At 64.8% G+C, this 24,073-nt stretch carries 24 protein-coding genes; 17 read left to right on the top strand and 7 right to left on the bottom strand.

Going from position 1 to position 24,073, the window contains the following annotated elements:
• The 10 genes from lptF (at window position 1) to IVB19_RS15850 (ending at window position 10,335) form a co-directional block, all read left to right on the top strand.
• On the top strand, window positions 1-1,170 hold the full coding sequence (gene lptF, locus IVB19_RS15895; RefSeq protein WP_018459093.1) for an LPS export ABC transporter permease LptF: 1,170 nt from the start codon (window positions 1-3) through the stop codon (window positions 1,168-1,170).
• The gene (gene lptG / locus IVB19_RS15890) at window positions 1,167-2,264 is read left to right on the top strand and encodes an LPS export ABC transporter permease LptG (RefSeq protein ID WP_018459094.1); all 1,098 of its coding nucleotides are present in this window, start codon (window positions 1,167-1,169) and stop codon (window positions 2,262-2,264) included. The genes lptF and lptG overlap by 4 nt, the downstream gene beginning before the upstream one ends.
• Window positions 2,264-4,753, top strand: a complete 2,490-nt coding sequence (gene lptD / locus IVB19_RS15885; protein WP_247821574.1) for an LPS-assembly protein LptD — start codon at window positions 2,264-2,266, stop codon at window positions 4,751-4,753. Before lptG ends, lptD begins: the two co-directional genes overlap by 1 nt.
• 69 nt (window positions 4,754-4,822) lie before the next feature.
• Entirely contained in the window at window positions 4,823-5,749 is a 927-nt protein-coding gene (locus IVB19_RS15880; RefSeq protein WP_026233734.1) for a peptidylprolyl isomerase family protein, read from the top strand.
• Window positions 5,749-6,765: a 4-hydroxythreonine-4-phosphate dehydrogenase PdxA gene (gene pdxA, locus IVB19_RS15875; RefSeq protein WP_247821573.1), complete on the top strand. Its 1,017-nt coding sequence runs from the start codon at window positions 5,749-5,751 to the stop codon at window positions 6,763-6,765. Before IVB19_RS15880 ends, pdxA begins: the two co-directional genes overlap by 1 nt.
• On the top strand, window positions 6,762-7,622 hold the full coding sequence (gene rsmA, locus IVB19_RS15870; RefSeq protein ID WP_018459098.1) for a 16S rRNA (adenine(1518)-N(6)/adenine(1519)-N(6))-dimethyltransferase RsmA: 861 nt from the start codon (window positions 6,762-6,764) through the stop codon (window positions 7,620-7,622). The genes pdxA and rsmA overlap by 4 nt, the downstream gene beginning before the upstream one ends.
• A gap of 16 nt (window positions 7,623-7,638) precedes the next feature.
• Entirely contained in the window at window positions 7,639-8,697 is a 1,059-nt protein-coding gene (locus tag IVB19_RS15865) for an alcohol dehydrogenase (protein ID WP_018459099.1), read from the top strand.
• A gap of 90 nt (window positions 8,698-8,787) precedes the next feature.
• On the top strand, window positions 8,788-8,949 hold the full coding sequence (locus IVB19_RS15860) for a Flp family type IVb pilin (RefSeq protein ID WP_018459100.1): 162 nt from the start codon (window positions 8,788-8,790) through the stop codon (window positions 8,947-8,949).
• Window positions 8,950-9,020: 71 nt separating this feature from the next.
• Window positions 9,021-9,257, top strand: coding sequence for a hypothetical protein (locus IVB19_RS15855; protein ID WP_018459101.1), 237 nt, complete (start codon window positions 9,021-9,023; stop codon window positions 9,255-9,257).
• Between the two features lie 361 nt (window positions 9,258-9,618).
• Window positions 9,619-10,335 carry a Crp/Fnr family transcriptional regulator gene (locus IVB19_RS15850; protein WP_018459102.1) on the top strand — a complete coding sequence of 239 codons (717 nt, stop codon included), beginning with the start codon at window positions 9,619-9,621 and terminating at the stop codon, window positions 10,333-10,335.
• Window positions 10,336-10,344: 9 nt separating this feature from the next.
• Here the strand turns inward: IVB19_RS15850 and IVB19_RS15845 are convergent, their stop codons facing one another.
• On the bottom strand, window positions 10,345-11,082 hold the full coding sequence (locus tag IVB19_RS15845) for a Crp/Fnr family transcriptional regulator (protein ID WP_018459103.1): 738 nt from the start codon (window positions 11,080-11,082) through the stop codon (window positions 10,345-10,347).
• A gap of 158 nt (window positions 11,083-11,240) precedes the next feature.
• Between IVB19_RS15845 and IVB19_RS15840 the strand changes: the two genes are divergently transcribed.
• Together IVB19_RS15840 and IVB19_RS15835 are read left to right on the top strand one after the other, a co-directional pair.
• Window positions 11,241-11,480: a hypothetical protein gene (locus tag IVB19_RS15840; RefSeq protein WP_018459104.1), complete on the top strand. Its 240-nt coding sequence runs from the start codon at window positions 11,241-11,243 to the stop codon at window positions 11,478-11,480.
• Window positions 11,481-11,497: 17 nt separating this feature from the next.
• Window positions 11,498-12,199 (top strand): Crp/Fnr family transcriptional regulator, encoded by a 702-nt coding sequence (locus tag IVB19_RS15835; RefSeq protein ID WP_018459105.1) that lies wholly within the window; start codon window positions 11,498-11,500, stop codon window positions 12,197-12,199.
• A 63-nt stretch (window positions 12,200-12,262) separates the two neighbouring features.
• Here the strand turns inward: IVB19_RS15835 and IVB19_RS15830 are convergent, their stop codons facing one another.
• Both IVB19_RS15830 and IVB19_RS15825 read right to left on the bottom strand, forming a co-directional pair.
• Complete coding sequence (locus IVB19_RS15830) at window positions 12,263-12,877, bottom strand: hypothetical protein (protein WP_018459106.1); 615 nt, start codon at window positions 12,875-12,877, stop codon at window positions 12,263-12,265.
• A gap of 166 nt (window positions 12,878-13,043) precedes the next feature.
• Window positions 13,044-14,036, bottom strand: a complete 993-nt coding sequence (locus IVB19_RS15825; RefSeq protein ID WP_018459107.1) for a LysR family transcriptional regulator — start codon at window positions 14,034-14,036, stop codon at window positions 13,044-13,046.
• Window positions 14,037-14,149: 113 nt separating this feature from the next.
• Here IVB19_RS15825 and IVB19_RS15820 point away from each other — a divergent pair, with 113 nt between their 5' ends.
• From IVB19_RS15820 to IVB19_RS15800, 5 genes are all read left to right on the top strand, one after another.
• The gene (locus IVB19_RS15820; protein WP_018459108.1) at window positions 14,150-15,130 is read left to right on the top strand and encodes a Bug family tripartite tricarboxylate transporter substrate binding protein; all 981 of its coding nucleotides are present in this window, start codon (window positions 14,150-14,152) and stop codon (window positions 15,128-15,130) included.
• Window positions 15,130-15,741 (top strand): dioxygenase family protein, encoded by a 612-nt coding sequence (locus IVB19_RS15815; protein WP_026233735.1) that lies wholly within the window; start codon window positions 15,130-15,132, stop codon window positions 15,739-15,741. The genes IVB19_RS15820 and IVB19_RS15815 overlap by 1 nt, the downstream gene beginning before the upstream one ends.
• Before the next feature lie 791 nt (window positions 15,742-16,532).
• A complete protein-coding gene (locus IVB19_RS15810; protein ID WP_247297476.1) occupies window positions 16,533-17,879 on the top strand; it encodes a caspase family protein in 1,347 nt (448 codons plus the stop codon).
• A gap of 28 nt (window positions 17,880-17,907) precedes the next feature.
• Window positions 17,908-18,396, top strand: coding sequence for a hypothetical protein (locus IVB19_RS15805; RefSeq protein WP_018459111.1), 489 nt, complete (start codon window positions 17,908-17,910; stop codon window positions 18,394-18,396).
• Window positions 18,397-18,546: 150 nt separating this feature from the next.
• Complete coding sequence (locus IVB19_RS15800) at window positions 18,547-19,758, top strand: hypothetical protein (protein ID WP_247821572.1); 1,212 nt, start codon at window positions 18,547-18,549, stop codon at window positions 19,756-19,758.
• Here the strand turns inward: IVB19_RS15800 and gmk are convergent.
• The 4 genes from gmk to fabF form a co-directional block, all read right to left on the bottom strand.
• The gene (gmk, locus tag IVB19_RS15795; protein WP_018459113.1) at window positions 19,691-20,350 is read right to left on the bottom strand and encodes a guanylate kinase; all 660 of its coding nucleotides are present in this window, start codon (window positions 20,348-20,350) and stop codon (window positions 19,691-19,693) included. The two genes, IVB19_RS15800 and gmk, sit on opposite strands and share 68 nt — an antisense overlap.
• 3 nt (window positions 20,351-20,353) lie before the next feature.
• Window positions 20,354-21,241: a YicC/YloC family endoribonuclease gene (locus IVB19_RS15790; protein WP_018459114.1), complete on the bottom strand. Its 888-nt coding sequence runs from the start codon at window positions 21,239-21,241 to the stop codon at window positions 20,354-20,356.
• Between the two features lie 118 nt (window positions 21,242-21,359).
• A complete protein-coding gene (mltG, locus tag IVB19_RS15785) occupies window positions 21,360-22,634 on the bottom strand; it encodes an endolytic transglycosylase MltG (protein WP_018459115.1) in 1,275 nt (424 codons plus the stop codon).
• A gap of 125 nt (window positions 22,635-22,759) precedes the next feature.
• Window positions 22,760-24,025 carry a beta-ketoacyl-ACP synthase II gene (gene fabF / locus IVB19_RS15780; RefSeq protein WP_026233736.1) on the bottom strand — a complete coding sequence of 422 codons (1,266 nt, stop codon included), beginning with the start codon at window positions 24,023-24,025 and terminating at the stop codon, window positions 22,760-22,762.
• Window positions 24,026-24,073 lie beyond the last annotated feature (48 nt).

The following is a 24,073-nucleotide window of genomic DNA, read 5'->3' as shown; positions in this document are numbered from 1 at the left end:
ATGGGGTCAATCGATAGGTATATCTTCCGCACGACGCTCGCGTCGTTTGCGCTGGTCCTGGTCAGCCTCACGGGCGTGATCTGGATTACGCAAGCGTTGCGCGGCATCGACCTGATGACGAGCCAGGGTCAGACCATCCTGACCTTCCTCGGGATCACCAGCCTCGTCGTGCCCGCGCTGGTCCTGATCATCTCGCCGATCGCGCTGATGATCGCGATCTCGCATACGCTGAACAAGCTCGCGACCGATTCCGAGATCATCGTGATGAATGCCGCCGGCTTCTCGCCATTCCGGCTGTTCTATCCGTTCTTCTACGCCACCTGCGTGGTGGCGCTGCTGGTCGCCTTCATCGCGGCCTATCTCGCTCCCGACGGCATGCGGCGGATCAAGCAGTGGGACGCCGAGATCACCGCAGACGTGCTCACCAACATCCTGCAGCCCGGCCGCTTCGCCCAGCTCGACAAGAACCTGACGATCCGGATTCGCGAACGCCAGCCCGGCGGCATCCTCGCCGGCATCTTCATCGACGACCGCCGCGATCCGAACGAGCGGGTCTCGATCGTCGCCGAGCACGGCGAAGTCGTGAAGAACGAGACCGGATCGTTCCTGGTGCTGGAGACCGGCAATCTCCAACGCTTCGAGGCCGGCAAGCGCGATCCCGCGCTGGTGGCGTTCGGCCGCTACGGCTTCGACATGTCCAAGTTCTCGGGCCAGGGCCGCGACGTCACCCTCGGCATCCGCGAGCGTTATCTCTGGGAGTTGCTCTCGCCGTCCGAGGACGATCCCGTCTACAAGCAGATTCCCGGCCAGTTCCGCTCGGCCCTGCATGACAGCCTGCTGGCGCCGATCTATCCCTTCGCCTTTGCCGTGCTGACCTTCGCGTTTCTGGGTGCGCCTCGCACCACGCGCCAGAGCCGCAATTTCTCGATCGGCTCCTCGATCCTCGCCGTGTTCGGCCTGCGCATGGCCGGCTTCGCCTGCTCGGTGATGGCGGTGAAATCGCCGGGCGCGGTGCTGGTCCAATATGCCATGGTCATTGGTGCCATCGGCGTCGGGCTGGCGATCATCATTGGCGGCCTTGTGGTCGAACCGCCGCCGCGCCTCATGGAGGCCATCAACAGGTCGAACGCGCGCATTGCGCGGCTGTTCGGACGGCCGGCCACCGCATGAGCATGCTCACCAACACACTCGGGCGCTATTTCGCCGGCCGTTTCGTGGTCGCGGCGCTCGGCGTGTTCGCCGGCATTTTCCTGCTGCTGGTGCTGGTCGATTACATCGAGATGGTGCGCAAGACCTCAGGGCTCGCATCCGCCTCCGCAGTCATGGTGGCCGAGACCTCGCTGTTCCGCGTGCCGCAGCTTTTGGAGAAGCTGACGCCGTTCTGCATGCTGATCGGCGCCATGACCTGCTATCTCGCCCTCTCCCGCCGGCTCGAGCTCGTCGTCGCGCGCGCCGCCGGCGTCTCCGCATGGCAATTCATCTCGCCGGCGCTCGGCAGCGCGCTCCTGATCGGCGTGATCGCCACCGTCGCCTACAATCCGATGTCGGCCAATCTGCGCGAGCTGTCCAAGCGCATGGAAGCCGAGCTGTTCGGCTCGGCGCCCGGCGGCGGCATTCAGGACGCCTCCGGCTTCTGGCTCAACCAGAAGACCAGCGACGGCGAGACGATCATCAATGCGGCGCGCAGCGAGCAGCAGGGTATCCGGCTCACCGGACTCACGCTGTTCCGGTTTGACACAGAGCAGCACTTCAAGGAACGGGTCGAGGCGCGCGAGGCGACGCTCGAGGCCGGCCGTTGGCTGTTCAAGGGCGTCCGCCGCTTCTCGCTGGATTCGCCGCCGGTCGATCAGGCCAGCCTGGAGATTCCGACCACGCTGACCGAGGCCCAGGTCCGCAACAGCTTTTCCACACCCGAGACTGTGTCCTTTTGGCAACTACCGAGCTACATCCGCTCATCCGAAAGCTCGGGCTTCGCGACAGCCGGATACCGACTCCAGTATCAGAAGCTTCTGGCACAGCCGTTTTTGCTTGCAGCCATGGTGATGCTCGCGGCCTCCGTGTCGTTGCGCTTCTTCCGGATGGGCGGCGTGCAGAAGATGGTTTTGAGTGGCGTGGGCGCAGGCTTTCTGCTCTACGTTCTGTCGAAAGTGACTGAAGATTTGAGCAAGGCTGAGTTGATGCATCCGATCGCTGCGGCGTGGTTGCCCGTGGTGGTGGGCGGCCTCACCGGCTTTTTGGCCTTGCTGTATCAGGAGGACGGATAGTGACGGCCGTCCACCGAGGGCCCGTGTCTCGTTTGACGCGGCGCACATTGGTGCGCGCGAACGGGTGTGGCTTGTCCATTCGCAGATTCCTGCTTGCTGTCGCCGCCGTGGCATCGCTCGGTGGCGTGATGGACGTTGCCGCCGTGACGCCGGCATCCGCCCAGAGCTTCACCTACAATCCGCTGCCGCCGCGTGCGAAGCCGCCGAAGGCCGTCAACGACAACCAGATGCTGGTTCAGGCGACCGAGGTCGATTACGACTACAACAATTCGCGCGTCTCCGCGGTCGGTAACGTCCAGCTGTTCTACAACGGCACCAGCGTCGAGGCCGACAAGGTCATCTACGACCAGAAGACCAAGCGGCTCCATGCCGAAGGCAACATCCGTATGACGGATGCCGACGGCAAGATCACCTATGCCGAGATCCTGGACCTGTCCGACGACTACCGTGACGGCTTCGTCGATTCGCTGCGCGTTGATACGGCCGACCAGACCCGCATGGCGGCGAGCCGCTCCGATCGCTCCAGCGGCAACTACACGGTGTTCGAGAACGGCGTCTACACGGCCTGCGCGCCGTGCAAGGACGATCCGAAGAAGCCGCCGCTCTGGCAGGTCAAGGGTGCGCGCATCATCCACGACCAGCAGGAGAAGATGCTGTATTTCGAGACGGCGCAGCTCGAATTCTTCGGCGTGCCGATCGCCTATATGCCCTATTTCTCGACGCCCGACCCGACCGTGAAGCGCAAGACCGGCTTCCTGATGCCGGGCTTCACGTCGAATACGCCGTTCGGCTACGGCGTCGAGGTTCCGTTCTACTGGGCGATCGCGCCCGACATGGACGCCACCTTCAACCCGCGCATCACGTCCAGGCAGGGCGTGCTGTTCCAGGCCGAATTTCGCCAGCGCCTGATGGACGGCGCCTATCAGATCCGCGTCTACGGCATCGACCAGCTCGATCGGAGCGCGCTCGCTGGCCAGCCCGGCGACAAGCAGTTCCGCGGCGCCGTCGACACCAAGGGTCAGTTCGCGCTGAACGACAAATGGGTCTGGGGTTGGGACGGTGTCCTGATGTCCGACTATTATTTCTTCTCGGACTATCGGTTGTCGCAATATCGCGATCCGCTGGGCTCGTTCCTGTATCTGCCGACGGATGCACTCTCGCAGCTTTACCTGACCGGTGTCGGCAATCGCAGCTTCTTCGACGCGCGCACGATGTACTGGCTGAGTTACTCGGGCAACCAGAACCAGGTGCCGGTCGTCTACCCCGTGATCGACTACTCGAACGTGCTGAACTATCCAGTCTTCGGCGGCGAGTTCAGCTACAAGACCAATTTCGTGAACCTGTCGCGTGACACCGCGGTGTTCGATCCGATCACGACGCTCGCCAACACCAACAGCCTGTGCACGACGGTGTCGGCCGATCCGCTCGCGCGTACGCCGTCGCAGTGCCTGCTGCGCGGCTTCCCGGGTACCTACACCCGCCTGACGGCGGAAGCGCAGTGGCGCAAGTCCTTCACCGATCCGTTCGGTGAAATCTGGACGCCGTTCGCCATTCTCCGCGCCGACGCGATCAACTCCTCGGTCTCCAACCAGCCGGGCGTGTCGAACTATTTGCCCGTCGGCGATACCCAGGCGCTCCGCCTGATGCCGACCGTGGGCCTCGAATACCGCTACCCCTTCATCAACGTTCAGCCCTGGGGTTCGACCACCATCGAGCCGATCGCGCAGATCATCATCCGGCCGAACGAGACCTATGCCGGCAAGCTCCCCAACGAGGACGCGCAGAGCATGGTGTTCGACGCCTCGAACCTGTTCAGCGTCGACAAGTTCTCCGGCTACGACCGTGTCGAGGGCGGCGGCCGCGCCAATGTCGGCGTGCAGTCCACCACGCAGTTCGACAGGGGCGGAGCCATCAAGACGCTGTTCGGCCAGTCCTACCAGCTGTTCGGCATAAACTCCTTCGCGGTCCAGGACTCCATCAATACCGGCGTGGATTCCGGCCTGCAAAGGCCGCGCTCCGACTATGTGGCGAGCGCCGCCTATTCGCCCAACAGCACCTATACGTTCAGCGTTCGCTCGCGCATGGACGAGCAGACCTGGAACGTGCAGCGCTTCGAGGCGGAAGGCCGCGCCAACTTCAACCGCTGGTCAGTCAGCATGCTGTACGGCAATTACGCGGCGCAGCCGGAACTCGGCTATCTAACCCGCCGCGAGGGCATCCTGACGTCAGGCTCGATCAAGCTCGCGGCCAATTGGGTGGTCACGGGCTCGGCGCGCTGGGACCTTGAGGCCAACAAGATCAACCAGTATGTGCTCGGTGCCGGCTACGTCGACGATTGTTTTGTGCTCGGCTTGAACTATGTAACTGCGTATAGCTATTCCGCAGGCTCGACCCCGCCCGTGCTGAACCACGCGATCATGTTCCAGATCGGCCTGCGCACGCTGGCGAACACAGCGACCACCAGCAGTTCCGGCGGCGGACTCCAGTGAACGGTTTGAAGGTGCCGGCCGCGTGTTCCCGATCGCAGGTTCACCTCGGCTGACATGCGAGCGACAAATATGACGATCCCATTGCCTGTCTTCCGCCTCTTCCTCATCCTCGCCGCCCTGCTGCTGGCCGGCGCGCCGTTGCGTGCGCAGAACATCGTCTTGATGGTCAACGGCGATCCCATCACCGACTTCGACATCGAGCAGCGCTCCAAGCTCGACCAGCTGACGACGCAGAAGACACCGGCCCGCCAGGACGTCATCAACGAGCTGATCGACGACCGGGTGAAGATGAAGGAAGGCAAGAAATATGGTGTCGACCCCGGCGTCTCCGACATCAACCAGTCCTACGAGGGCATGGCGCAGCGCATGCGCATCTCGCCGGACCAGCTCACCAAGTCGCTCGAGGTCAAGGGCGTCCGCCCCGAAACCCTGAAGAGCCGCATGAAGGCCGAGATGGTCTGGACCAGCCTCGTGCGCGGCCGCTTCAAGGAGAAGCTGCTGGTCGGCGAGAAGGACGTCGCGCAGGCCGTGCAGGCCCAGACCGGCGACAAGCTGCAGATCGAGGGCACCGAATACAAGATGCAGCCGATCGTGCTGATCGTGCCACGGGGCTCGTCGCCGGCGTTCCTGGAGACACGGCATAAGGAAGCCGAGCAGTATCGCTCGCGCGTCGGAAGCTGCGAAGAAGCCAATTCGCTGTTCCGCTCCACGCCGAACGCCACCATCCGCGACGTCGTCACCAAGACCACCGCTGAATTACCCGAGGCGCTGCGTAAGGTGCTCGACGACACGCCGATCGGCCACCTGACCGCGCCCGAGACGACCAAGGCAGGCATCGAGATGGTGGTGCTGTGCTCGCGCAAGCCGACCATGATCGACACGCCGAAGAAGCGCGAGGTCCGCGAGAAGATGTATCAGGAGAAGTACGAGAAGACCCAGAAGACCTATCTCGAGGAGCTCCGCAAGGCGGCGATGATCGAGTATCGCAACCGCTGATGGCCAAGCAGCCTGCCAAGCCCCTCGCCCTGACGCTGGGAGAGCCTGCCGGCATCGGCCCCGACATCACCATCGCAGCCTGGCTCAAGCGCCGCGAACTGGACCTGCCCGCCTTCTATCTGCTCGGCGACGAGGCGCTGATCGCCCGCCGCGCCAAGGCGCTCGGCGCTGCCGTCAGGATCGCTTCGGTGACCACCGGCGAGGCCGAGGCCGCCTTCCCCCAGGCCCTGCCCGTGGTTGCGTCCGGCGAGCCCGCGAGCGCCGCGCCCGGCAAGCCCGACGCATCGAGCGCGCCGGCCGCGCTCGCCTCGATCCGCCAGGCGGTCACGGATGTCCGCGAGGGCCGCGCCGGCGCCGTTGTCACCAATCCGATTGCCAAGAGCGTGCTCTATCGTGCCGGCTTCCGCCATCTCGGCCATACCGAATTCCTCGCAGAACTCGCCGCGGAAGACGGCCCCACGCCGCAGCCGGTGATGATGCTGTGGTCGCCGCGGCTCGCCGTAGTGCCCGTGACCATCCACGTCTCCTTGCGCGATGCACTGGCCCAGCTCACCAGCGAGCTGATCGTCTCGACCGTGCGCATCGTCGCGACCGAACTCAAATCCCGCTTCGGCATCGCGAATCCGCGCATCGCGATTTCCGGCCTCAATCCGCACGCGGGCGAGGACGGCTCGCTCGGCCACGAGGAGCAGACCGTGATCGCGCCGGCGATCAAGACGTTGCGGGGCGACGGTATCGAGGCGAAGGGACCGCTCCCCGCCGACACCATGTTCCACGAAGCCGCGCGAAACAGCTATGACTGCGCCGTCTGCATGTACCACGACCAGGCGCTGATCCCGATCAAGACTGTGGCCTTCGATGACGCGGTCAACGTCACGCTCGGACTGCCCTTCATCCGCACCTCGCCCGACCACGGCACCGCCTTCGACATCGCCGGCACCGGCAAGGCCAATCCGGCAAGCCTGATCGCTGCGTTGAGGCTTGCGAGCCGGATGGCGGCTGCGAAAACCCGATGAGCACGATCGATGACCTCCCGCCGCTTCGCGAGGTCATTCGCCAGCACGCCTTGTCGGCGCGCAAATCGCTCGGCCAGAACTTCCTCCTCGACCTCAATCTCACCGCGCGCATCGCGCGTGCGGCGGCTCCACTCGAGGATTCCACCATCATCGAGATCGGCCCCGGCCCGGGCGGGCTGACGCGCGCCCTGCTCGCGCTCGGCGCCAGACGCGTCATCGCCATCGAGCATGACGAGCGCGCGATCCCTGCCTTGCAGGATATTGCTGCGCGCTATCCCGGCCGACTCGAGATCGTCCATGGCGACGCCATGACCTTCGACCCGCGCCCGCTGCTATCAGGCGAAAGAGCAAAAATCGTCGCCAACCTGCCCTACAACATCGCGACCCACCTCCTCGTCGGCTGGCTCACCACCGAACCCTGGCCGCCCTGGTACGAAATGATGGTCCTGATGTTCCAGCGCGAGGTCGGCGAGCGCATCGTGGCGCGCGAGGACGAAGAGGCCTTCGGCCGACTCGGCGTGCTCGCCAATTGGCGCTGCGAGACCAAGATCCTGTTCGACATCGCGCCGTCCGCCTTCGTGCCGCCGCCGAAGGTTACGTCTTCCGTTGTGCGACTGATCCCGCGCGAAACGCCTCTCGCCTGCGATCGCAAGCTGCTCGAACAGGTCGCGGCCGCCGCCTTCGGCCAGCGCCGCAAGATGCTGCGGCAAAGCCTGAAGGCGCTCGGCGCCGATCCCGCGCGGCTCGCCGCAGCTGCCGGCGTCGATGCGACGCGGCGCGCGGAGACCGTTCCGATTTCCGGCTTTGTTGCCATGGCCCGTGAATTGGCCAATATACGCAGCGAAACAGAGAGATAATTTCGGAGGAAGAAATATGGCGTTGATGCGTCGGCAGTCCCTCGTCAAGTTCGATGCGCCGCTGTGCGAGACCATCGTCGAGACGCCGAAGCCGCAAGGTCGAGAGGTGCTGGTGCGGATCGAGCGTTGCGGCCTCTGCCACTCCGATCTGCACATCCAGGACGGCTACGCCGATCTCGGCGGCGGCAAGAAGCTCGACACCACGCGCGGCATGACGCTGCCCTTCACGCTCGGCCACGAGATCGCGGGCGTGGTCGACGAAGTCGGCCCCGAGGTATTCGCCGGTCTCGTCGGCAGCAAGAAGGCGGTGTTTCCGTGGATCGGTTGCGGCCAGTGTCGCGACTGCGCCAATGGCGACGAGAATCTCTGCGCCAGACAGCGCTTTCTCGGCGTCTCCATCGACGGCGGCTTCGCCACCCACGTGCTGGTGCCCGACGCGAAATATCTGCTCGACTACGATCCCCTGCCCGTCAACCAGGCCGCGACGCTGATGTGCTCCGGCGTCACCGCCTACGGCGCGCTCAAGCGCCTGGTCGACCGGCCGCGCCAGCGCAACCTCCTGCTGATCGGCCTCGGCGGTGTCGGCATGATGGGCCTTTCCTTCGCGGCGGCCATGTTCAAGCAGCCGATCACGGTCGCCGACCTCAGCGGTGCCGCGCGCGAAACCGCGCTGAAGAACGGCGCGGCGGTGGCCTACGATCCGGCCGAGCCCGACGTGGTCAAGCGCATCCTCAAGGAAACCGATGGCGGCTTCGACGAGATCGTCGACTTCGCGGGCAACGAGAAGTCCATGGCTTTCGCGGTCGCCGTCGCCGCGCGCGGCGGCAAGATCGTGGTCTCCGGCCTGATGGGGGGCCAGTTCACGTTGCCGATGGTGCAATGGGTCTACAAGCGCATGACCATCGAGGGCTTCATGGTCGGCACACTCACCGAGGCTCACGAGCTGATGGCGCTCGCCCGCGCCGGCAAGATCAAGCCGACGCCGATGCGCGAGGAGCCGATGGCCGACGTCCAAACATGGATCGACGAGCTTCGCGCCGGCAAGGTCGTCGGCCGCATCGTGCTCAAGAACTAGAAACTGACGCAGACCCGTGTTCCAAATTGGGGAACCCGCTCTCTGCAGAATACGGTCCTCGCCAGCTCTCTTTTTGGATTTCTGGCAACCATGCAGACGATCCGCCGCTTCCTCGCCGACGAGTCCGGCGCCACAGCGATCGAGTACGGCCTGATCGCCGCTGGCATTGCGCTTGCGATCATCGCCGTCGTCAACAATCTCGGCGCGACGCTGAACAAGAAGTTCACCTCGATCGGCAGCTCGCTGAAGTAGCGGGCACGCGCGCCAATTCAAAGCATTCGTCTGTCCCGCGGAACGGCAACGGCCGCGCCGCGTTGGCAGCCATGTCCATTCGCTGCACCGTCGAGAACGCATTCTTCATCGCCTGGAGTTTCCTGGAGCAGAGCGGAGAGCTCGGCTCCCCGGACGAGACGGCGAACGTCCTGCTCGACGCCATTGAGGCCCAGCTCAGGACCGGCGAGCGCCGGCAACTGATGCTCGCCAACAGGGCGATCGATGCCTATCGCGCCCACGCGGAAAAAGGCCGGCCCGCGCACGATTGCGAAGCACGCTTCGGGTGACGAACTTCGGGTGATGAACATCCCGGCCGCCCTCGGGCCCGCCGGCCCGGCGGCGTTGAGGTATAGGCCGGCGGTCCGTCGGGCAGAGCGCACGGGCTGCGGCGCTCCGCGACGAGCGCGCTACGCTGGAGCCGCGCCCCTGCTGTGTGCACTCCTGCACAGAGCTCGCAATGTTGAAGGCCGCTGGGTTCGGCTGCGCCATTGCCTCGTCCCATGCCTCGCCAAAACTTTCTGGAATTCCGCAAGCCGGAGGCCATTTTTCAACGGCTGAAAAACGCCTTGTGTGCACTTTGGAACCGTCGGCTCCGTCACGGAAACGTAGGGTTCTGGCCGGTGCCGATTCCCGGCCAGAGCAAGACATGTGACCGGTCGGCCCCAGAACGATCTTCTCCAGCAGCTCAGCCGCCCGGATTTCGAACTGCTCGCGCCGCACCTCCAGCCGGTCGAACTCGAGGCGGGCCACATCCTTTATCATGCCGGCGACGAGGTGGCGGCGGTCCATTTTCCCTGCCGCTCCACGCTCGTGTCGTTCGCCGTGCCGGTCGAGGACGATCGCGAGGTCGAAAGCCTGCTGGTCGGGCGCGAGGGCGCGGTGGGCATTGCCGCCGGCCGCAGCGCCTCGCTGGCCTATTCGCGCATCGTCGTGAAGCTGGGCGGCACCCTGCTGCGGCTGCCGCCGCGCGTGCTCGAGCAGGCCCAGCAGAGGTCGGCCACGCTTCTGCAAATCTTCTCTCGCTACGCCGACTGCCAGTTCGCGCAGCTGCTCCAGACCGCGGCCTGCAATGCCGCGCATTCGATCGAGCAGCGCGCCGCCAAGTGGATCATCTCCGCGCAGGAGCACGTCGGCGGCCCCGAGATCCCCCTCACCCATGAGCAGCTGGCCGGCATGCTCGGCGTGTCCCGCAGCTATGCCAGCCGCGTCATCCAGATGTTCAAGGCCAGGCGGATCCTCGCGACACGCCGCGGCGCCATCCTGATCCTAGATGCGCCGGCGCTCGAAGCCAGAGCCTGCTCCTGCAACGACTGGGTGAAGAAGCACTTTGACGAGGTGATGGGACGCACGGCCGCGGACGGTTAGCTTTAGGTCTCACGCATGCGGCGGCGATTGGCGCTTCAAGTGCAGATAGGTCGGACTGAAGCCTCCGAGCCGCTGCAATTCGCGCCATTTCATGACGATGAGCTCGCCGTCGTGCATGTCCATGGTCCCGCTCCGCCTGAGGTCGGCGAGCGTCCGGTTCACCGTCGCGATCGCCATACCCAAGGTCTCGCCGAGCTGCGCCAGGCTGAGCGGCAGGCGGCAGCGATTGCCGCGGACGAGCTGCGCTGCGCGGGCGCGGTAGAACAGCTCGCAGAACAGGTGTGCCATGCGCGCGTGCATCGGCCGGGCGCTGTTGTTGGTGATGGCCTCGCGAAAGATCGCGGCATCGAGCAGGGTCTCGCGCCAAACCGACAGTGCGAAGGTCGGCCGTCGCCGGAAGGCAATGAACAATTCGCGATGCGGGATGAAGGCCACCGAGGCAGGCCCGAGGGCGCAGAGGCCATGGTCCATCTGGTCGATGAACAAGCCCTGGGAGTCCGGCAGGTCGCCGGACAGATGGAACGCGAGGTATTGCCGCCGGCCGCTGTCGAGCAAATGGTAGCGCGCGATCATGCCGGAGACGACCAGCGCCGAATGCTCGGGTTCGTCGCCCTGACGGATGAAATCCTCGTTCGGCGCGAACTCGCGCTGCACAAAGGTCAGCCCGCGAATTTCGGCGACATCCTCCTGGGCGAGTGCGGTGTGCTCGCCCAAGTTCCGGATCAGCACGTCATGCGCTTTTTCCATAGGTCCCGCCAAAAATCCTGCCGGTTCGATCAAATGATACATCTGGCCCGTATCCAGCGGACTAGAACGCGGGTCGGAAGCACAGGTTGCTACCGGTCTGCGACATTACTTGGTCGCAGCCCACCGTCCCTCGATCGCTGACTGCGCTCGCCATTCGCATGAGCTCTACGACGATCCTGAAGCGCATTCGCCACCTGTTCGCATCGGAGTCGGGCGAGCACCTGGACAGTATCAGCGCTGCCTTCCAGCGAGGCACGCTGAAGGAGCCGGCGCGGCCGATGTCGGATCAGGAGCTTGCGCGCGCCATCCGCGAGTTCCAGGCGGTTCCCGTGTCCGATTGGACCATCGCGAAACTCTCACGATGCCTGCTCGAGCCGGCGATGCCGGGTGACGACTGAAACACCTCCTCCTCTCCATGCCGCACCCCAAGTTCATCGCACATCTCCAGGCGATTGAAGGCCTCTCCGACGACGAACGCCGCCAGATCGCGGCTCTGCCGTCCACGCTGCGCCAGGTCTCCGACGGCGAGACCCTGCTGCGCCAGGGTGAAGATACCTCTCGCTGCGTTTTCGTCGTCAGCGGCTTCCTCTATCAGGCGCGCATCGTCGGCGATCGCAGCCAGATCCTCGCCTTCCACGTTCCCGGCGACATGCCGTGCCTCCACACGCTGCTGGTCTCGCCGATGGATGCGGACCTCGTCGGTCTTGGCCCTTCCCTCGTCGGCTACGTCGCACACAGCCAACTCAAGCAGCTGCTCGACGGCTCCATTCACCTGACCCGCGCGTTCTGGCGCGAGACGCTGATCGATGCGGCGATCTCGCGACAATGGATCGCGCGCCTCGGCGCACAGGCGGCACTGCCGAAGGTGGCCCATCTGATCTGCGAGCTCGCCGCAAGGCTGGAGGTCGTGGGCCTCGTCAAGAACGGCCGCTTCCAGATGCCGATGACGCAGCGGCACGTCGCCGATGCCTGCGGACTGTCGATCGTCCACGTCAATCGCACCATCCAGGAGCTGAGAGGGCGCCGATTGATTGCCTGGGAGGGAAGCGAGATCGAGCTGTTGCAACCCGACGAGCTCCGCGCGCTCGCGGATTTCACGCCGGATTATCTGACCTGACAAAGACGGGCGGCGTCCCAACGAACGACATTCGAACCGGCACAGCAAAAGCGATCCCCCGCCTCACGATCGCGATGGCTTTATCCGCCATGATTTGAGCAACGGGCCGCCGGCACCCAGCACGGGATCGGTCTTCGGCTTGCGGACCTTGGCGACGCGTTTGCTGGCGTCAGGACGCTCTCGCGTGTCGGTGCACTCGTCATACGTCCCCTCCTGCGGATACGCTCCGACGACCAGGAAGTCCCGGCTGGACTCGATCAGTCGGTGTCCGGTCCCTGCGGGAAGGACCAGAACATCTCCGGCCTTCACGCTCAGGATTCGCCCCTTGATCCCGCCGCACTCGATCCTGGCCGTGCCGCGTGCCACGCCCATCACTTCGTGGATCTGCGAATGATAGTGGACAAAGTCATAAACCGTATCGCGCCAAGAGCGGCCCCAGCCGTGACGATCGAACAGCGTGTCGATGATGACCTCTGGAGCAAAACGCCGGGTCTTCAGGTTCACCGCGCCGCGATAGAGCAAGACGGGAAAATGCGGGTTATTCGGCACGATGCCATCGTCCTGGAAACGGATGGCTGTCGGCTTCCGAGCCCGCACGAGCGCCCGCAGCGTTGCCGCGTCGGGGTGATCCTCAACGAACTTCTTGGCGAGATTTTTGATCTGGTCCTTGATCGGCATGGCGTCTCCTCAGCCGCAATTAAACGACGGCCGGAAGCATAAGTTTCCCGAGGTGATCCGGTTGGACCGCCATCTCCTCGGCGTCATTTCCGGCGAAGACAAGCATTCCAGAAATCGTTCCGCGGCAGCACTCCGGAATGCTCGCTGCGCTCGCCCGGCCACCGCCTTACCCCGGGGTAGCCGACGATGGCCGCGCAGGAGCGGAACGACGCGCGTTTCGCTTACCTGCGAGCGGCTTTGCGACCTCCCGGGCGCACTCGACGAGCAGCCGCTGAGCAGGGTTTGGCGTTCTGCCCTTCATCGCAATGATCCCGATCGGCCACATCTGAATAGGCATTTCCACCGGTAAAACCTTCATCGACAGCCGCTTCGCGCTGAAGTGCAACATCGATGCCGGAAGGAAACTCAGGAATCGTTCCGACGAGAGCAACGCCGACTGCATAAGGATCGAATACACGGTTACGCTGGCACGTGGCACCTCCAGCCCGGAGGCGTGAAATGCGTTGGCAATCCAGCCGCCCGGAAAGCTTTCGCGCGGCGGCAGGCACCAACGCTCGTTGACCAGCTCGTCGAGGCGGATCTTGCGCCGCCCCACCCACGGACTGTGCAAGCCTGCGACAACGACACCGCTTTCGTGCAACAGCACTTCGACGTCGGTATCGGCAGCGGGTGTCGGGCTCGGCAGGCGCCCTATCATGAGGTCGATGTCGTGATTGCGCAGATGACGATCCTGAAGCTCCGGCGGTTCGCCCTCGATGATGTGAAGCGCGAGCCTCGGATATTGCCGGGATAGCCGGTCAATGATGGCCGGCAGTAGTCCGGCCATCACGGGCTCGGTGCTGCCAATGCGCAATTCACCCACCGCGGGATCAGCGAGCGATTGCAGCTCGTCGACGCCACTCCGCAAATCGTTGCACAAAGCAATGCTGCGCTTGAGCAAGGCCTTGCCGTAAAGCGTGGGCTCAACGCCGAGCCGGCTGCGCTCCAGAAGCGGAAGGCCGATCGTTTGCTCCAGGCTTGCGATCATCTTGGATATGACAGGCTGAGAAATGGCTAGGTGCTCGGCCGCCTTCGCCATGCTCCCGTATTCCACGACGGCGATAAACACGTTCAGTTGCCGCAGCTTGATCCGACGGCTGATCTGGGATGCATCGAGCATGCGACCCTTTCCGAAATGGAATAGAACTATCGAGAAATAGAACTTTTCTTATATAGATCCGCGGGACAAGCTGCAATTCGCGTTACCCTCCACCGCCAAGGTTTGGAGCAGCCATGTCGAACATTCATGTACCCCGTCGCACCTTCCTGTTCGGAAGCCTCGCGGGATTGTTGCTGCCCGGCCAGGTCGCCGCGCAACCTTATCCGTCCAATCTCATACGTGTTGTAGTCCCTGCCGGCGCGGGGACACCGCCCGACATCATCAGCCGCATGATCGCCGACGAGCTCGCCGCCAATGAAGGCTGGCGACTTGTGGTGGAAGATCGCCCCGGTGCGCTGCAGACCATTGCCATGAACGACGTGAGCGGTCGTCCGGCGGACGGCTATACACTGCTGACCATGAGCCTTCCGATGACGGTCACCCCGGCCCTGCTTCCGAAGGCGGAGACACGGGCGGATGTGGATTTCGATCCGGTGATCAAGATATCGAAATCCTACACCGTGCTCGTTACAACGCCTTCCTTGCCGGTCGACTCGTTAGCCGGTCTGGTGGCGTTGCTCAAGAGCAAGCCAGGGAAGCTCAACTTCTCTTCCGCGGGCTTCGGCACCCCCTCGCACCTGATCGGCGAAATGTTTGCATTGCAGGCGGGCGTGCGCGCCACCCACGTGCCCTACCAGCAGTTTTCCCAAGCAATCACCGATCTGATCAGCGGCAACGTCCAATACATGTTTGTCACCACGCTTCCGGTTATTGACCTCATTGCGACCGGCAAGTTGCGAGCGCTTGCCGTCACCGCCCCCACCAGGATTGCTGCCCTGGGAGACATTCCCACTGTGATCGAGGCAGGCTTTCCCGATCTGGTGACAGCCGATTGGATCGGCTTTGCAGCGAAGCGTGGAACGGCTGCGGAAGTAACGTCGCAGCTCAACAAGGCAATTAACAAGGTACTTCTCGAGCCGAAGATCCGTGCTTCCCTCGACAAGATAGGAGCCGTAGCCGTGGGTGGCACCGCCGCAGAATTTGGTGAGGGAATCCGGAGTGACATCGCCCACTGGGCCAAGGTCGTCAAGGATGCGGATATCAAGCTGCCTTGATGAGCCAGACCCCATCCAAAGCCCAGACGAGTGGCCGCGATGCAGCAGCATTGGCGATCACGCCGCCGCAGATTGTCGGCCCGTTCTACCCGGTCTCGGAGCACCCCGATCTGGCAACCGATCTGGCGCGTCCAAGCGGCAGCACCGCTGAGGCGCTGGGCCAGCTCATCCATCTCAGCGGACGCGTGCTCACGCGTTCGGGAGCGCCGGTGCCGCATGCACGCATTGACATCTGGCAAGCCAACGCGGCGGGGAAATATCGTCATCCGAGTGATATCAATCCGGCGCCGCTCGATCCCAATTTCAAAGGCTTCGCGCGTCTCACAACGGATGCGGCCGGGCACTACAGCTTTCGTACCGTCAAACCGGGCCGCTATCCGACAGCAGAGGGCGAGGTCAGGCCGCCGCACATTCATCTCACCGTTGAGGGGCGGTTCGATTGCCTGGTGACCCAGTTGTATTTCGCTGGCGAAGAAGAAAACGTGACCGACCGCTGGCTCAATGCGGCCCCGCATCCGGAAAGGTTAATCGTTACTCTGCAAAATTCGCCATCACGCCTTGAGAGGCATGCGTTGATCGCGCATTTCGACATTGTTCTTGCCAGCGGATGACAAGCGTTTCAGGTGGCTCCAAGCCCGATTTGGGTCGTTCGCCACCGGCGCTGACGCGTCGGGCAAAACACCCCCGTCAAGGCCTCCGCGCAAAAATATTTCGCTTTTCCGAATTTCGGATTTGTGGCATACGCCCGTCATCCTGGCCCTGCCAAAGGGGCGTTCGCGACCGTCACGACATGCGGGCCGGGTGGCGGTGGACGCGGCAGCGACGGCGCGGGCGGCGTGACGACAGGGCGGGCAACCGTGAGTCCTCGCGCGACGCGTACGACACGGCGCTGGAGAGCGGGCTTGTCGGTCATCGGGGGTGAGCACACGCAAGCCCTCGATGATTTCGGCCGGACCGTCCGCGGATGGAGAAGTCGTGTGGTCCTGACGCCCGGGGTCTGTGCGTCAAGCCTCGCGGTGATGTGGCGGCCCGACCGGGCGCGCGCATCATCGATCGGCCAGGCGACGGGGGCAATAGTGCATCGCTCCCCGGGGAGAGCACGAAGGACACCGTTAAAACCATCCGCGCAGGGAAGGCCGGGCGATCGGCCACCCTATCGGTCCACCCCGTGTGCATTCCTGTAGCGCACGGACCAACGGGTGCCGCCGGCGCCCGGCCTTCCCTGCGCCCTTTGGCCTCCAGTTGGGCGATGAACGGCAGCAAGGTTCGGGCAGAATCTGCCGCGGGAACGCGCAAGCGTGCGCCCTCCCCGGCGCGACCGGCCAACGCTGTACACACTGTCGCACCGCTTTTCGCCCGCGCCTCGAGCTGGTAGAATGGCGATATTGTTTGGGGAATTTTGATGCGCGCGAGGATTTTCAATCGCGTCCCGGGGCTGGCGATGCTGGTCGCAGCCCTGCTCGTCGTCGCAACGCACCCGGCATCGGCCGAGAAGCGCATCGCGCTCGTGGTCGGCAACTCCGCCTACAAGAACATCACGCCGCTCGACAATCCATCCAAGGACGCGAGCCTGATGGCGGACACGCTTGGCCTGCTCGGCTTTACGCTGGTCGGAGGCCGCGCCCAGCTCGATCTTGACAAGGGCGCGATGGATCTGGCGGTGCAGAGCTTTGGCCGGCAGGTGCAGGGCGCCGACGTCGCGCTGTTCTATTATGCCGGCCACGGCGTGCAGGTCTCGGGCGCCAACTATCTCGTGCCGGTCGGCGCCAATCCGACCCGCGAGGCCGACGTCGACTTCCAGATGACCGATGTCAACCTCGTGCTGCGCCAGATGCAGGGATCGGGCACGCGCCTCAACCTCGTGATCCTGGACGCCTGCCGCAACAACCCCTTCGGCTCACGCGGCCTGCGCGCCTCCGATGGCGGCCTCGCGCAGATGCGCGCGCCCGAGGGCACGCTGATCTCCTACGCAACCCAACCCGGCAACGTCGCCCAGGACGGCAGCGACGGCCACAGCCCCTACACCAAGGCCTTGGCCGCGACGGTCCGGACCGCGGGCCTCGACGTGTTCCAGACCTTCAACCAGGTCGGCCTCGCGGTGAAGCGCGCCACGTCCGGCGCGCAGCAGCCCTGGGTGTCGTCCTCGCCGCTCGACGGCACCTTCTATTTCGTCGCCCCCACGCAAACCGCGCCGCCGCAGGTCGCAGCGATGCAGCCCGATCCGCCGCCGGCGGATCGGCTGCGCGCCGATCCGGACCGCGTCCCCTTGCGCGATGCCGCCCTGCTGAGCGAACTCAGCGAGCGGCTCTACGAGCTCAATTTCGATCCTGACAGCCCTGATGGACTGACCCGCGCGATCACGAAACTCCAGCAGCGGATTTCCATGGCGCCGACGGGCGAAGCCACCGAAGGCCTGCTGTTGCGGATGCGCAAGATGGAGGACCTGAAGCCATGGGGCTCGATCGTCTACGGCCCCGACGGCAGCAAATGGGGCATCTCCTGGAACCACGCCTCGCGGCGCGCGGCGGTGGCGGATGCGCGCGGCAATTGCGCCGGCGCCAAATGTCCGATCGAGCTGTCTTTCTATGGCAACCGCTGCGGCGCGTTCGCGATCTCCGACAAATCCTGGTCGCTGGTCCAGCGCGACAGCGTGCAGCGCGCGAAAGATGCCGCGCTTGACGAATGCGGCAAGGCTGGCAAAGCTTGCCGCATTATCGGTTCCGTCTGTGCCGACGGCTCCGGCCGCTGATACGATTTTTCATTCTGGATTTTTACTCATGCGCGCCATCATCCCTGCGATTGCCCTGACCGTCTTCCTGTCCGCCGTCGGCGCTCCACCGTCCGCCGTTGCGCAGTCCGGCAGCGCCGGCGGCTCGATCGGCAATGACGAGAAATCGCTGTCCGGCTCGCGGTCGGATCGTTCCGCCGAGCCGGCGCCCTCGGCGCGCCGCAGCAAGCCCGCCGAGGAGCCGCGCAGCTCCTCGCGACGCGGTGGTGGAGGCGGTGGCGTGAGTTTCGACGGCGCCTGGATGGTCGTCAGCGTCGGCTGCGGCGGCACCACGTCCGGCGCGGTCGTGGTCTCCTCGGGCAAGGTCATAGGCCAAGGCGTCACGGGTACCGTCAGCGCGAGCGGCGCGGTCAGCACGTTCGGTCAAGGCGATGGCGTGACCTTTACCGGCTCGGGCCGCCTCGCTGCCCGCAGCGGCTCCGGTTCCTTCCGCCGCTCGGACGGCTGCGGCGGAACCTGGACTTCGACCAAGCAATAGCAGCGAAAAAGTCTGGTTTCGCGGGGGAACGAACGCCGCGCAAGCCCGATTCAGGCCACATCCTCTCCGGATTTGCGGCTCATTGCCACCCAAGTCTTTGACGACAAAGGGAAGGTAACGAGTTGCGTCATGCGTAATCGGGAGACCAGGATGGGCAACCGCACCGCAAAATTCTTATCTGCCCTCGTAGGCAGCATCATTGCCGGCGCGCCACTTGCCGCCGTGTCGCAGAATGCATCGACGCCACCGAGCACGGCAAATGCCGCGAGCGACTGCCTTGGCTCGCCAAAGGGCGCCGCGCCGCAGGGCCAGCATTGGCATTATCGCCTCGAGCGCGCGACCAAGCGGCAGTGCTGGTATCTGCGCGCCGAAGGCGGCAAGGCCACCCAAACCGCACAGACTGCGCCCGATACGCCTGCAGCGGATTCAGCCGTGCCGCAGCAGCACTCGGTCGAGGACGCGCGCGCCGAATATCTGACGCCGCAGAGCATCGCCGCCGTGAAGACGCCTGCACAGGCGGGACCGGCGCCGACGCAGCAAGCTGCGAACCCCTCCGCTGACGCCAACGCACAGCAGCCCGCCGTCGCCGGGCGCTGGCCCGACGCCTCCACGGCGTCCGCCGCGCCCACAGAGCAGCCGTCGCCTGCACCTGTCGCGGCCGCCGCGCAGCCGACCGCGAAGCCGGCGAAGTCCCCTGCTCCGATGGCTCTGGCCGCGGCAGACAGCACCGCCGACAAGCAGACCGGCTCGCTCCAGATGCTGCTGCTCGTGATCGGCGGCGCGCTGGCGCTTGCCGGCATCCTCGCCAGCGTCATCTACCGCTTCGCCGGTGGACGCATGCGCGTCCAGGCCGCCGACCAGCGCCGCGTCAACTGGGACAATTTTGAGCCGCACGATCACGACGATGGCCGTGCACCCTGGCTCAACGCTGCGCCCGCCGGCGCGCCGCACGCTCGGCAGCCCCGCCCGGTGGATTTCGATGCCCTGCGTCCGCAGTCAACCCAGCTCAAGACCGCGCAGCTCGCCGCGATCGATCGCGAGATCGATGTGATCGACGAGCTCGCCCCGCAAGCGCAAGACCAAGTCCACGTCGAGGCCGCAGAGCTCGACGAGGCCGATATCTTCAACGGAGAATTCCAGATCGAGGCCGCACCGCAGCTCGCGGCCAACGACGTGAATGACGGAGAGCCGGCCGGCCATGACGACGCGGGAGTCGAGAACGCCATCGACATCGACGTGATCACGACGATGCTGGAACGGTTGGCGAAGGACGGGCCGCGGCTGACGCAGCCTACTAGCCTTGAAGTTGACCTTGCAGACCTCGCACGAAGCCCACGAGGCCGGTCTGCCGCTCGCGCTTGAGGCGTTCGGCCTTCAGGATCGACTGCACCTCGGCGAAGGCCTCGTCAACGTCGTGGTTGATGACGATGTAGTCGTACTCGGCCCAGTGGCTCATCTCGTGGCTGGCGCGGCTCATGCGCTTGCGGATCACCTCGTCGGAATCCTGCGCGCGCGAATGCAGCCGCTTCTCGAGATCGGCAGCCGAGGGCGGCAGGATGAACACGCTGACGACGTCGGCGCGCGCCTTCTCTCGGAGCTGCTGCGTGCCCTGCCAGTCGATGTCGAACAGCACGTCCTGCCCGGCTGACAGCGCCGCCTCGACCGGCGCACGCGGCGTGCCGTAACTGTTGTCGAACACGGTCGCCCATTCCAGCAGCTGGTCGGCTTTCACCATCGCGCCGAAGGTAGCCTTGTCGACGAACGAATAATCCCTGCCGTCGACCTCGCCCGGCCGCATCGCCCGCGTGGTCGCCGACACCGACATTCGAAGGCCGGGCATACGGTCGATCAACATGCGCGACAGCGTCGTCTTGCCCGCGCCCGACGGCGAGGACAGCACGAACATCAATCCGCGCCGCTCGACACCATCAGTTCCGTGACCGCCAATCGTCATCGATCACTCCAGATTCTGGACCTGCTCGCGGAACTGCTCGACCACGTTCTTCATGGCGAGCCCCGTATTGGTCAGCTCGATGTCGTTCGACTTCGAGCAGCAGGTGTTGACTTCGCGGTGAAACTCCTGCGCCAGGAAGTCGAGCTTGCGCCCGACCGGGCCGCCCTTGCCGATCAGCTCGCGCGCCTGCGCGATGTGCGAGGCGATCCGATCGAGCTCCTCGCGGATGTCGGCCCTGGTCGCAATCAGGATCGCTTCCTGCATCAGGCGGTCGGAATCAAAACGGTCGGAGGTGTCGAGGAGGCTCGCGATCTGCTCGGCGAGCCTGGCCTTGACCGCCTCGGGCTTGCGACCGGGCGCGGCCTCCGCCTTCTTCGCCAGCTGCTCGACCTCGTCGACGCGCTGGATCAGGATCTGCCCGAGCGAGGTCCCCTCACGCTTGCGCATCTCGACGAGTTCGGCGAGCGCCTTGTCGAAGGCATCCGCGGCGGCGGCGCGCGCGGCCTTGTCCTCCTCCTCGTCGCCCTCGGGCTCGGCGACCTCAATGACCCCCTTGATGGCCAAAAGCCCGTCGACGCTCGGCGCGACCGCATCGACCTTGCCGGCGATCACGGCGGCGGCCTTGAGGACGGCGTTGAGCACGTCCTCGTTGACGCGGACGCTGGTGGCTGCATTGGCCCGCTTGACGGTCAGATTGGCGTAGACGGTGCCTCGTGAGAGCAGCTCGGCGGCGCGCTTCTTGGCATGAGCCTCCAGCTCGTCGAACCCCTGCGGCAGCCGCACCCGCAAGTCAAAGCCCTTGGCATTGACCGACTTCAATTCCCATTCGAACGTATACGGCCCACTCGCGCCGTGGCTTCGGGCAAAGCCGGTCATGGACGACAACGCCATCAGGTCAATTTCTCCAGAAGCACGGGATTCGCGCGGCCATCAAGCCACGCGAATCTTAAGACTATTTTGCAGGAAAATGTAATCCGCAAAGTCCCGCGGGGCAGGTCTACGCGCAGGCCTAGCGCTGCACCACCGGGGGCGAGGCCTGCACCGCGCCTTGTCGGGCCGGCGGCGGACCCGGGGGGCGAGCGGCCGGCGGCTTCTTCTGCTGGTTGGGGCGTGCCGGCGTCGTCGCCGTCGGCGTATCGGCGGCGCCGGGCGCGGCGGCGGCCGGCGGCTGCGCGTCCTCGGCCGGCTCGACCGTGTCGTTCTGGATCTGCTTTTCCATGGCGCGCAGCTTGGCGACGTTCTTCTGGTGCGCGTCGTAGGTCTCGGTAAAGGAATGCCCGCCGGTACCATCCGCGACGAAATAGAGGTCGCGGGTACGGGCCGGGTTGGCGGCAGCCTCGAGCGAGGCGCGGCCGGGGTTGGAGATCGGGCCCGGCGGCAGGCCCTCGATGACATAGGTGTTGTAGGGCGAAGGCTGCGTGATCTCGCTGCGCTTGATCGGACGGCCGAGCGTGCCCTTGCCCCCGACGAGGCCATAGATGATCGTGGGATCGGACTGCAGCTTGATCCTCTGCTTCAGGCGATTGACGAACACCGCGGCGACACGGCTGCGCTCGTCAGGCTTGCCGGTCTCTTTCTCGACGATCGAGGCCAGCGTCACCAGTTGCTCCGGACTCTTGACCGGAATGTCCTGATTGCGGCGCTCCCAGATCTCGGTCAGCACGCGCTTGTGCGCCTGCTGCATGCGCTGGATCACCTGATCGCGCGGGGTGCCGCGCGGGAACTTGTAGGTCTCGGGCAGCAGCGTGCCTTCGCGCGGCAGCTCACGCACGCTGCCGGTGAAGATGTCGTTGTCGGACAGGCGCGCCACGATCTGCTCGGAGGTGAGGCCCTCCGGAATCGTCACGGCATGCTGCACCACCTTGCCCTCGACGATTGTGGCAATGACGTCGCGCAAGGACGCGTTCTTCTGGAACGAGTATTCACCGGGCTTGAGGTCCGAGCTCGCCTTCAACGCAGCGACGCTGGCAATGAACGCCCACGGATTGACGTCGGTCACGCCTTCCCGGTTCAGCGTCTCGGCGATGTCGCGCTTGCCGGCGCGCTGCGGGATGTTGACGATCTTGTCTTCCTTCAGCGGTCCCGGCGCCTCGAGCACCTGCCGGCCGTAATAGTACACGCCGCCCGCACCGATCATTGCAATCAGCAGCAGGGTGATGATGGCGTTGCCGACGATCACGAACGGATTGCGCGCGCGGTCCGATCGCTTCGGCGGCGGCGGGACCTGCTCGGGCTCGAGCGCTGCCCGCGGGCTCCGGGGCGAAATGGGCGGCCTTTCACTCATCGAAGCAACCTGAATCCTGCCGGTTCAAATGCGACCCGACAATCGCTTGTCTGGCCAAGTACACGCGCCCACTTGTATGACTATCGCCGAATACGGCAAAATGGTGGATTCGTCGCAAACACAAACTATTGGACCGGACGCCGGAAGATCACCGATGCGTTGGTACCGCCAAAACCGAAAGAATTCGACAACGCGACGTTGACCTCGCGCTTCTTCGCCTTGTGCGGCACGAGATCGATCGCAGTCTCGACCGATGGATTGTCCAAGTTGATGGTCGGTGGCACGACATTATCGCGAATCGCGAGAATGGCGAAGATCGCCTCGATCGCGCCAGCCGCACCCAGAAGGTGACCGGTCGACGATTTGGTCGAGGACATCGCGACCTTGGAAGCGGCATTGCCGAGCAGACGCTCGACCGCACCGAGCTCGATCTCGTCACCGAGCGGTGTCGAGGTGCCGTGCGCATTGATGTAGTCGAGATCGGACGCGGTGAGGCCGGCGCGCTTGAGCGCTGCCGCCATGCTGCGGAAGCCACCGTCGCCGTCGGGTGACGGCGAGGTGATGTGGTAGGCATCGCCCGAGAGACCGTAGCCGATCACCTCGGCATAGATCTTCGCGCCGCGGCGCTCGGCGTGTTCGAGCTCTTCCAGGACCAGAACGCCGGCGCCCTCGCCCATCACGAAGCCGTCCCGGTCCTTGTCGTAGGGACGCGAGGCCTTCTCAGGCGTTTCGTTGAAGGCTGTCGAGAGCGCACGCGCGGCGTTGAAGCCGGCAATGCCGATGCGGCCGATCGGCGATTCCGCGCCGCCCGCAACCATGACGTCGGCATCGCCGAGCGCGATCAGGCGGGCGGCATCGCCGACCGCGTGAGCGCCGGTCGAGCAGGCCGTGACCACCGAATGGTTCGGCCCCTTCAGCCCATGCTTGATCGAGACATAACCGGAGGCGAGATTGATCAGGCGGCCCGGAATGAAGAACGGCGAGACCCGGCGCGGCCCGCGTTCCTTCAGCAGGACCGCAGTCTCGGCGATACCGTTGAGGCCGCCGATGCCGGATCCAATCATGGTGCCGGTGGCGCATTTATCCTCTTCGGTCTCGGGATGCCAGTTGGCATCGTCGAGCGCCTGGCCGGCTGCGGCCATGCCGAAGATGATGAAGTCGTCGACCTTGCGCTGGTCCTTCGGCTCCATCCAGATGTCGGGATTGAAAGTGTCGTTGGTGCCGTCGCCGCGCACGACCGTGCAGCCGATCTTGGTCTGAAGATCGGAGACATCGAAGCTCTCGATTTTGCGTGCGCCGCTTTCGCCGTCGAGGATGCGCTTCCAGGTCGGCTCGACTCCGCAGCCGAGTGGCGAAACCATGCCAAGACCCGTAACGACAACCCGCCTCATGTCCGAAAACTCCGCATCGAAAGATTCACGGCCAATAACAAGAAACCG

Origin of the sequence: Bradyrhizobium sp. 187 (assembly GCF_023101005.1) — a bacterium.
Taxonomy (GTDB): Bacteria; Pseudomonadota; Alphaproteobacteria; order Rhizobiales; family Xanthobacteraceae; genus Bradyrhizobium; species Bradyrhizobium canariense_D.
Note: the sequence above shows the minus strand (reverse complement) of the source record. Positions and strands in the feature narration are given on the sequence as shown.

What these genes read in the sequence shown, in the direction of transcription:
- lptF (WP_018459093.1), top strand. Translation starts at nt 1, where the DNA reads ATGGGGTCAATCGATAGGTATATCTTCCGCACGACGCTCGCGTCGTTT.
- lptG (WP_018459094.1), top strand. Translation starts at nt 1,167, where the DNA reads ATGAGCATGCTCACCAACACACTCGGGCGCTATTTCGCCGGCCGTTTC.
- IVB19_RS15880 (WP_026233734.1), top strand. Translation starts at nt 4,823, where the DNA reads ATGACGATCCCATTGCCTGTCTTCCGCCTCTTCCTCATCCTCGCCGCC.
- pdxA (WP_247821573.1), top strand. Translation starts at nt 5,749, where the DNA reads ATGGCCAAGCAGCCTGCCAAGCCCCTCGCCCTGACGCTGGGAGAGCCT.
- rsmA (WP_018459098.1), top strand. Translation starts at nt 6,762, where the DNA reads ATGAGCACGATCGATGACCTCCCGCCGCTTCGCGAGGTCATTCGCCAG.
- IVB19_RS15865 (WP_018459099.1), top strand. Translation starts at nt 7,639, where the DNA reads ATGGCGTTGATGCGTCGGCAGTCCCTCGTCAAGTTCGATGCGCCGCTG.
- IVB19_RS15860 (WP_018459100.1), top strand. Translation starts at nt 8,788, where the DNA reads ATGCAGACGATCCGCCGCTTCCTCGCCGACGAGTCCGGCGCCACAGCG.
- IVB19_RS15855 (WP_018459101.1), top strand. Translation starts at nt 9,021, where the DNA reads ATGTCCATTCGCTGCACCGTCGAGAACGCATTCTTCATCGCCTGGAGT.
- IVB19_RS15845 (WP_018459103.1), bottom strand. Translation starts at nt 11,082, where the DNA reads ATGGAAAAAGCGCATGACGTGCTGATCCGGAACTTGGGCGAGCACACC.
- IVB19_RS15840 (WP_018459104.1), top strand. Translation starts at nt 11,241, where the DNA reads ATGAGCTCTACGACGATCCTGAAGCGCATTCGCCACCTGTTCGCATCG.
- IVB19_RS15835 (WP_018459105.1), top strand. Translation starts at nt 11,498, where the DNA reads ATGCCGCACCCCAAGTTCATCGCACATCTCCAGGCGATTGAAGGCCTC.
- IVB19_RS15830 (WP_018459106.1), bottom strand. Translation starts at nt 12,877, where the DNA reads ATGCCGATCAAGGACCAGATCAAAAATCTCGCCAAGAAGTTCGTTGAG.
- IVB19_RS15825 (WP_018459107.1), bottom strand. Translation starts at nt 14,036, where the DNA reads ATGCTCGATGCATCCCAGATCAGCCGTCGGATCAAGCTGCGGCAACTG.
- IVB19_RS15820 (WP_018459108.1), top strand. Translation starts at nt 14,150, where the DNA reads ATGTCGAACATTCATGTACCCCGTCGCACCTTCCTGTTCGGAAGCCTC.
- IVB19_RS15815 (WP_026233735.1), top strand. Translation starts at nt 15,130, where the DNA reads ATGAGCCAGACCCCATCCAAAGCCCAGACGAGTGGCCGCGATGCAGCA.
- IVB19_RS15810 (WP_247297476.1), top strand. Translation starts at nt 16,533, where the DNA reads ATGCGCGCGAGGATTTTCAATCGCGTCCCGGGGCTGGCGATGCTGGTC.
- IVB19_RS15805 (WP_018459111.1), top strand. Translation starts at nt 17,908, where the DNA reads ATGCGCGCCATCATCCCTGCGATTGCCCTGACCGTCTTCCTGTCCGCC.
- IVB19_RS15800 (WP_247821572.1), top strand. Translation starts at nt 18,547, where the DNA reads ATGGGCAACCGCACCGCAAAATTCTTATCTGCCCTCGTAGGCAGCATC.
- gmk (WP_018459113.1), bottom strand. Translation starts at nt 20,350, where the DNA reads ATGACGATTGGCGGTCACGGAACTGATGGTGTCGAGCGGCGCGGATTG.
- IVB19_RS15790 (WP_018459114.1), bottom strand. Translation starts at nt 21,241, where the DNA reads ATGGCGTTGTCGTCCATGACCGGCTTTGCCCGAAGCCACGGCGCGAGT.
- mltG (WP_018459115.1), bottom strand. Translation starts at nt 22,634, where the DNA reads ATGAGTGAAAGGCCGCCCATTTCGCCCCGGAGCCCGCGGGCAGCGCTC.
- fabF (WP_026233736.1), bottom strand. Translation starts at nt 24,025, where the DNA reads ATGAGGCGGGTTGTCGTTACGGGTCTTGGCATGGTTTCGCCACTCGGC.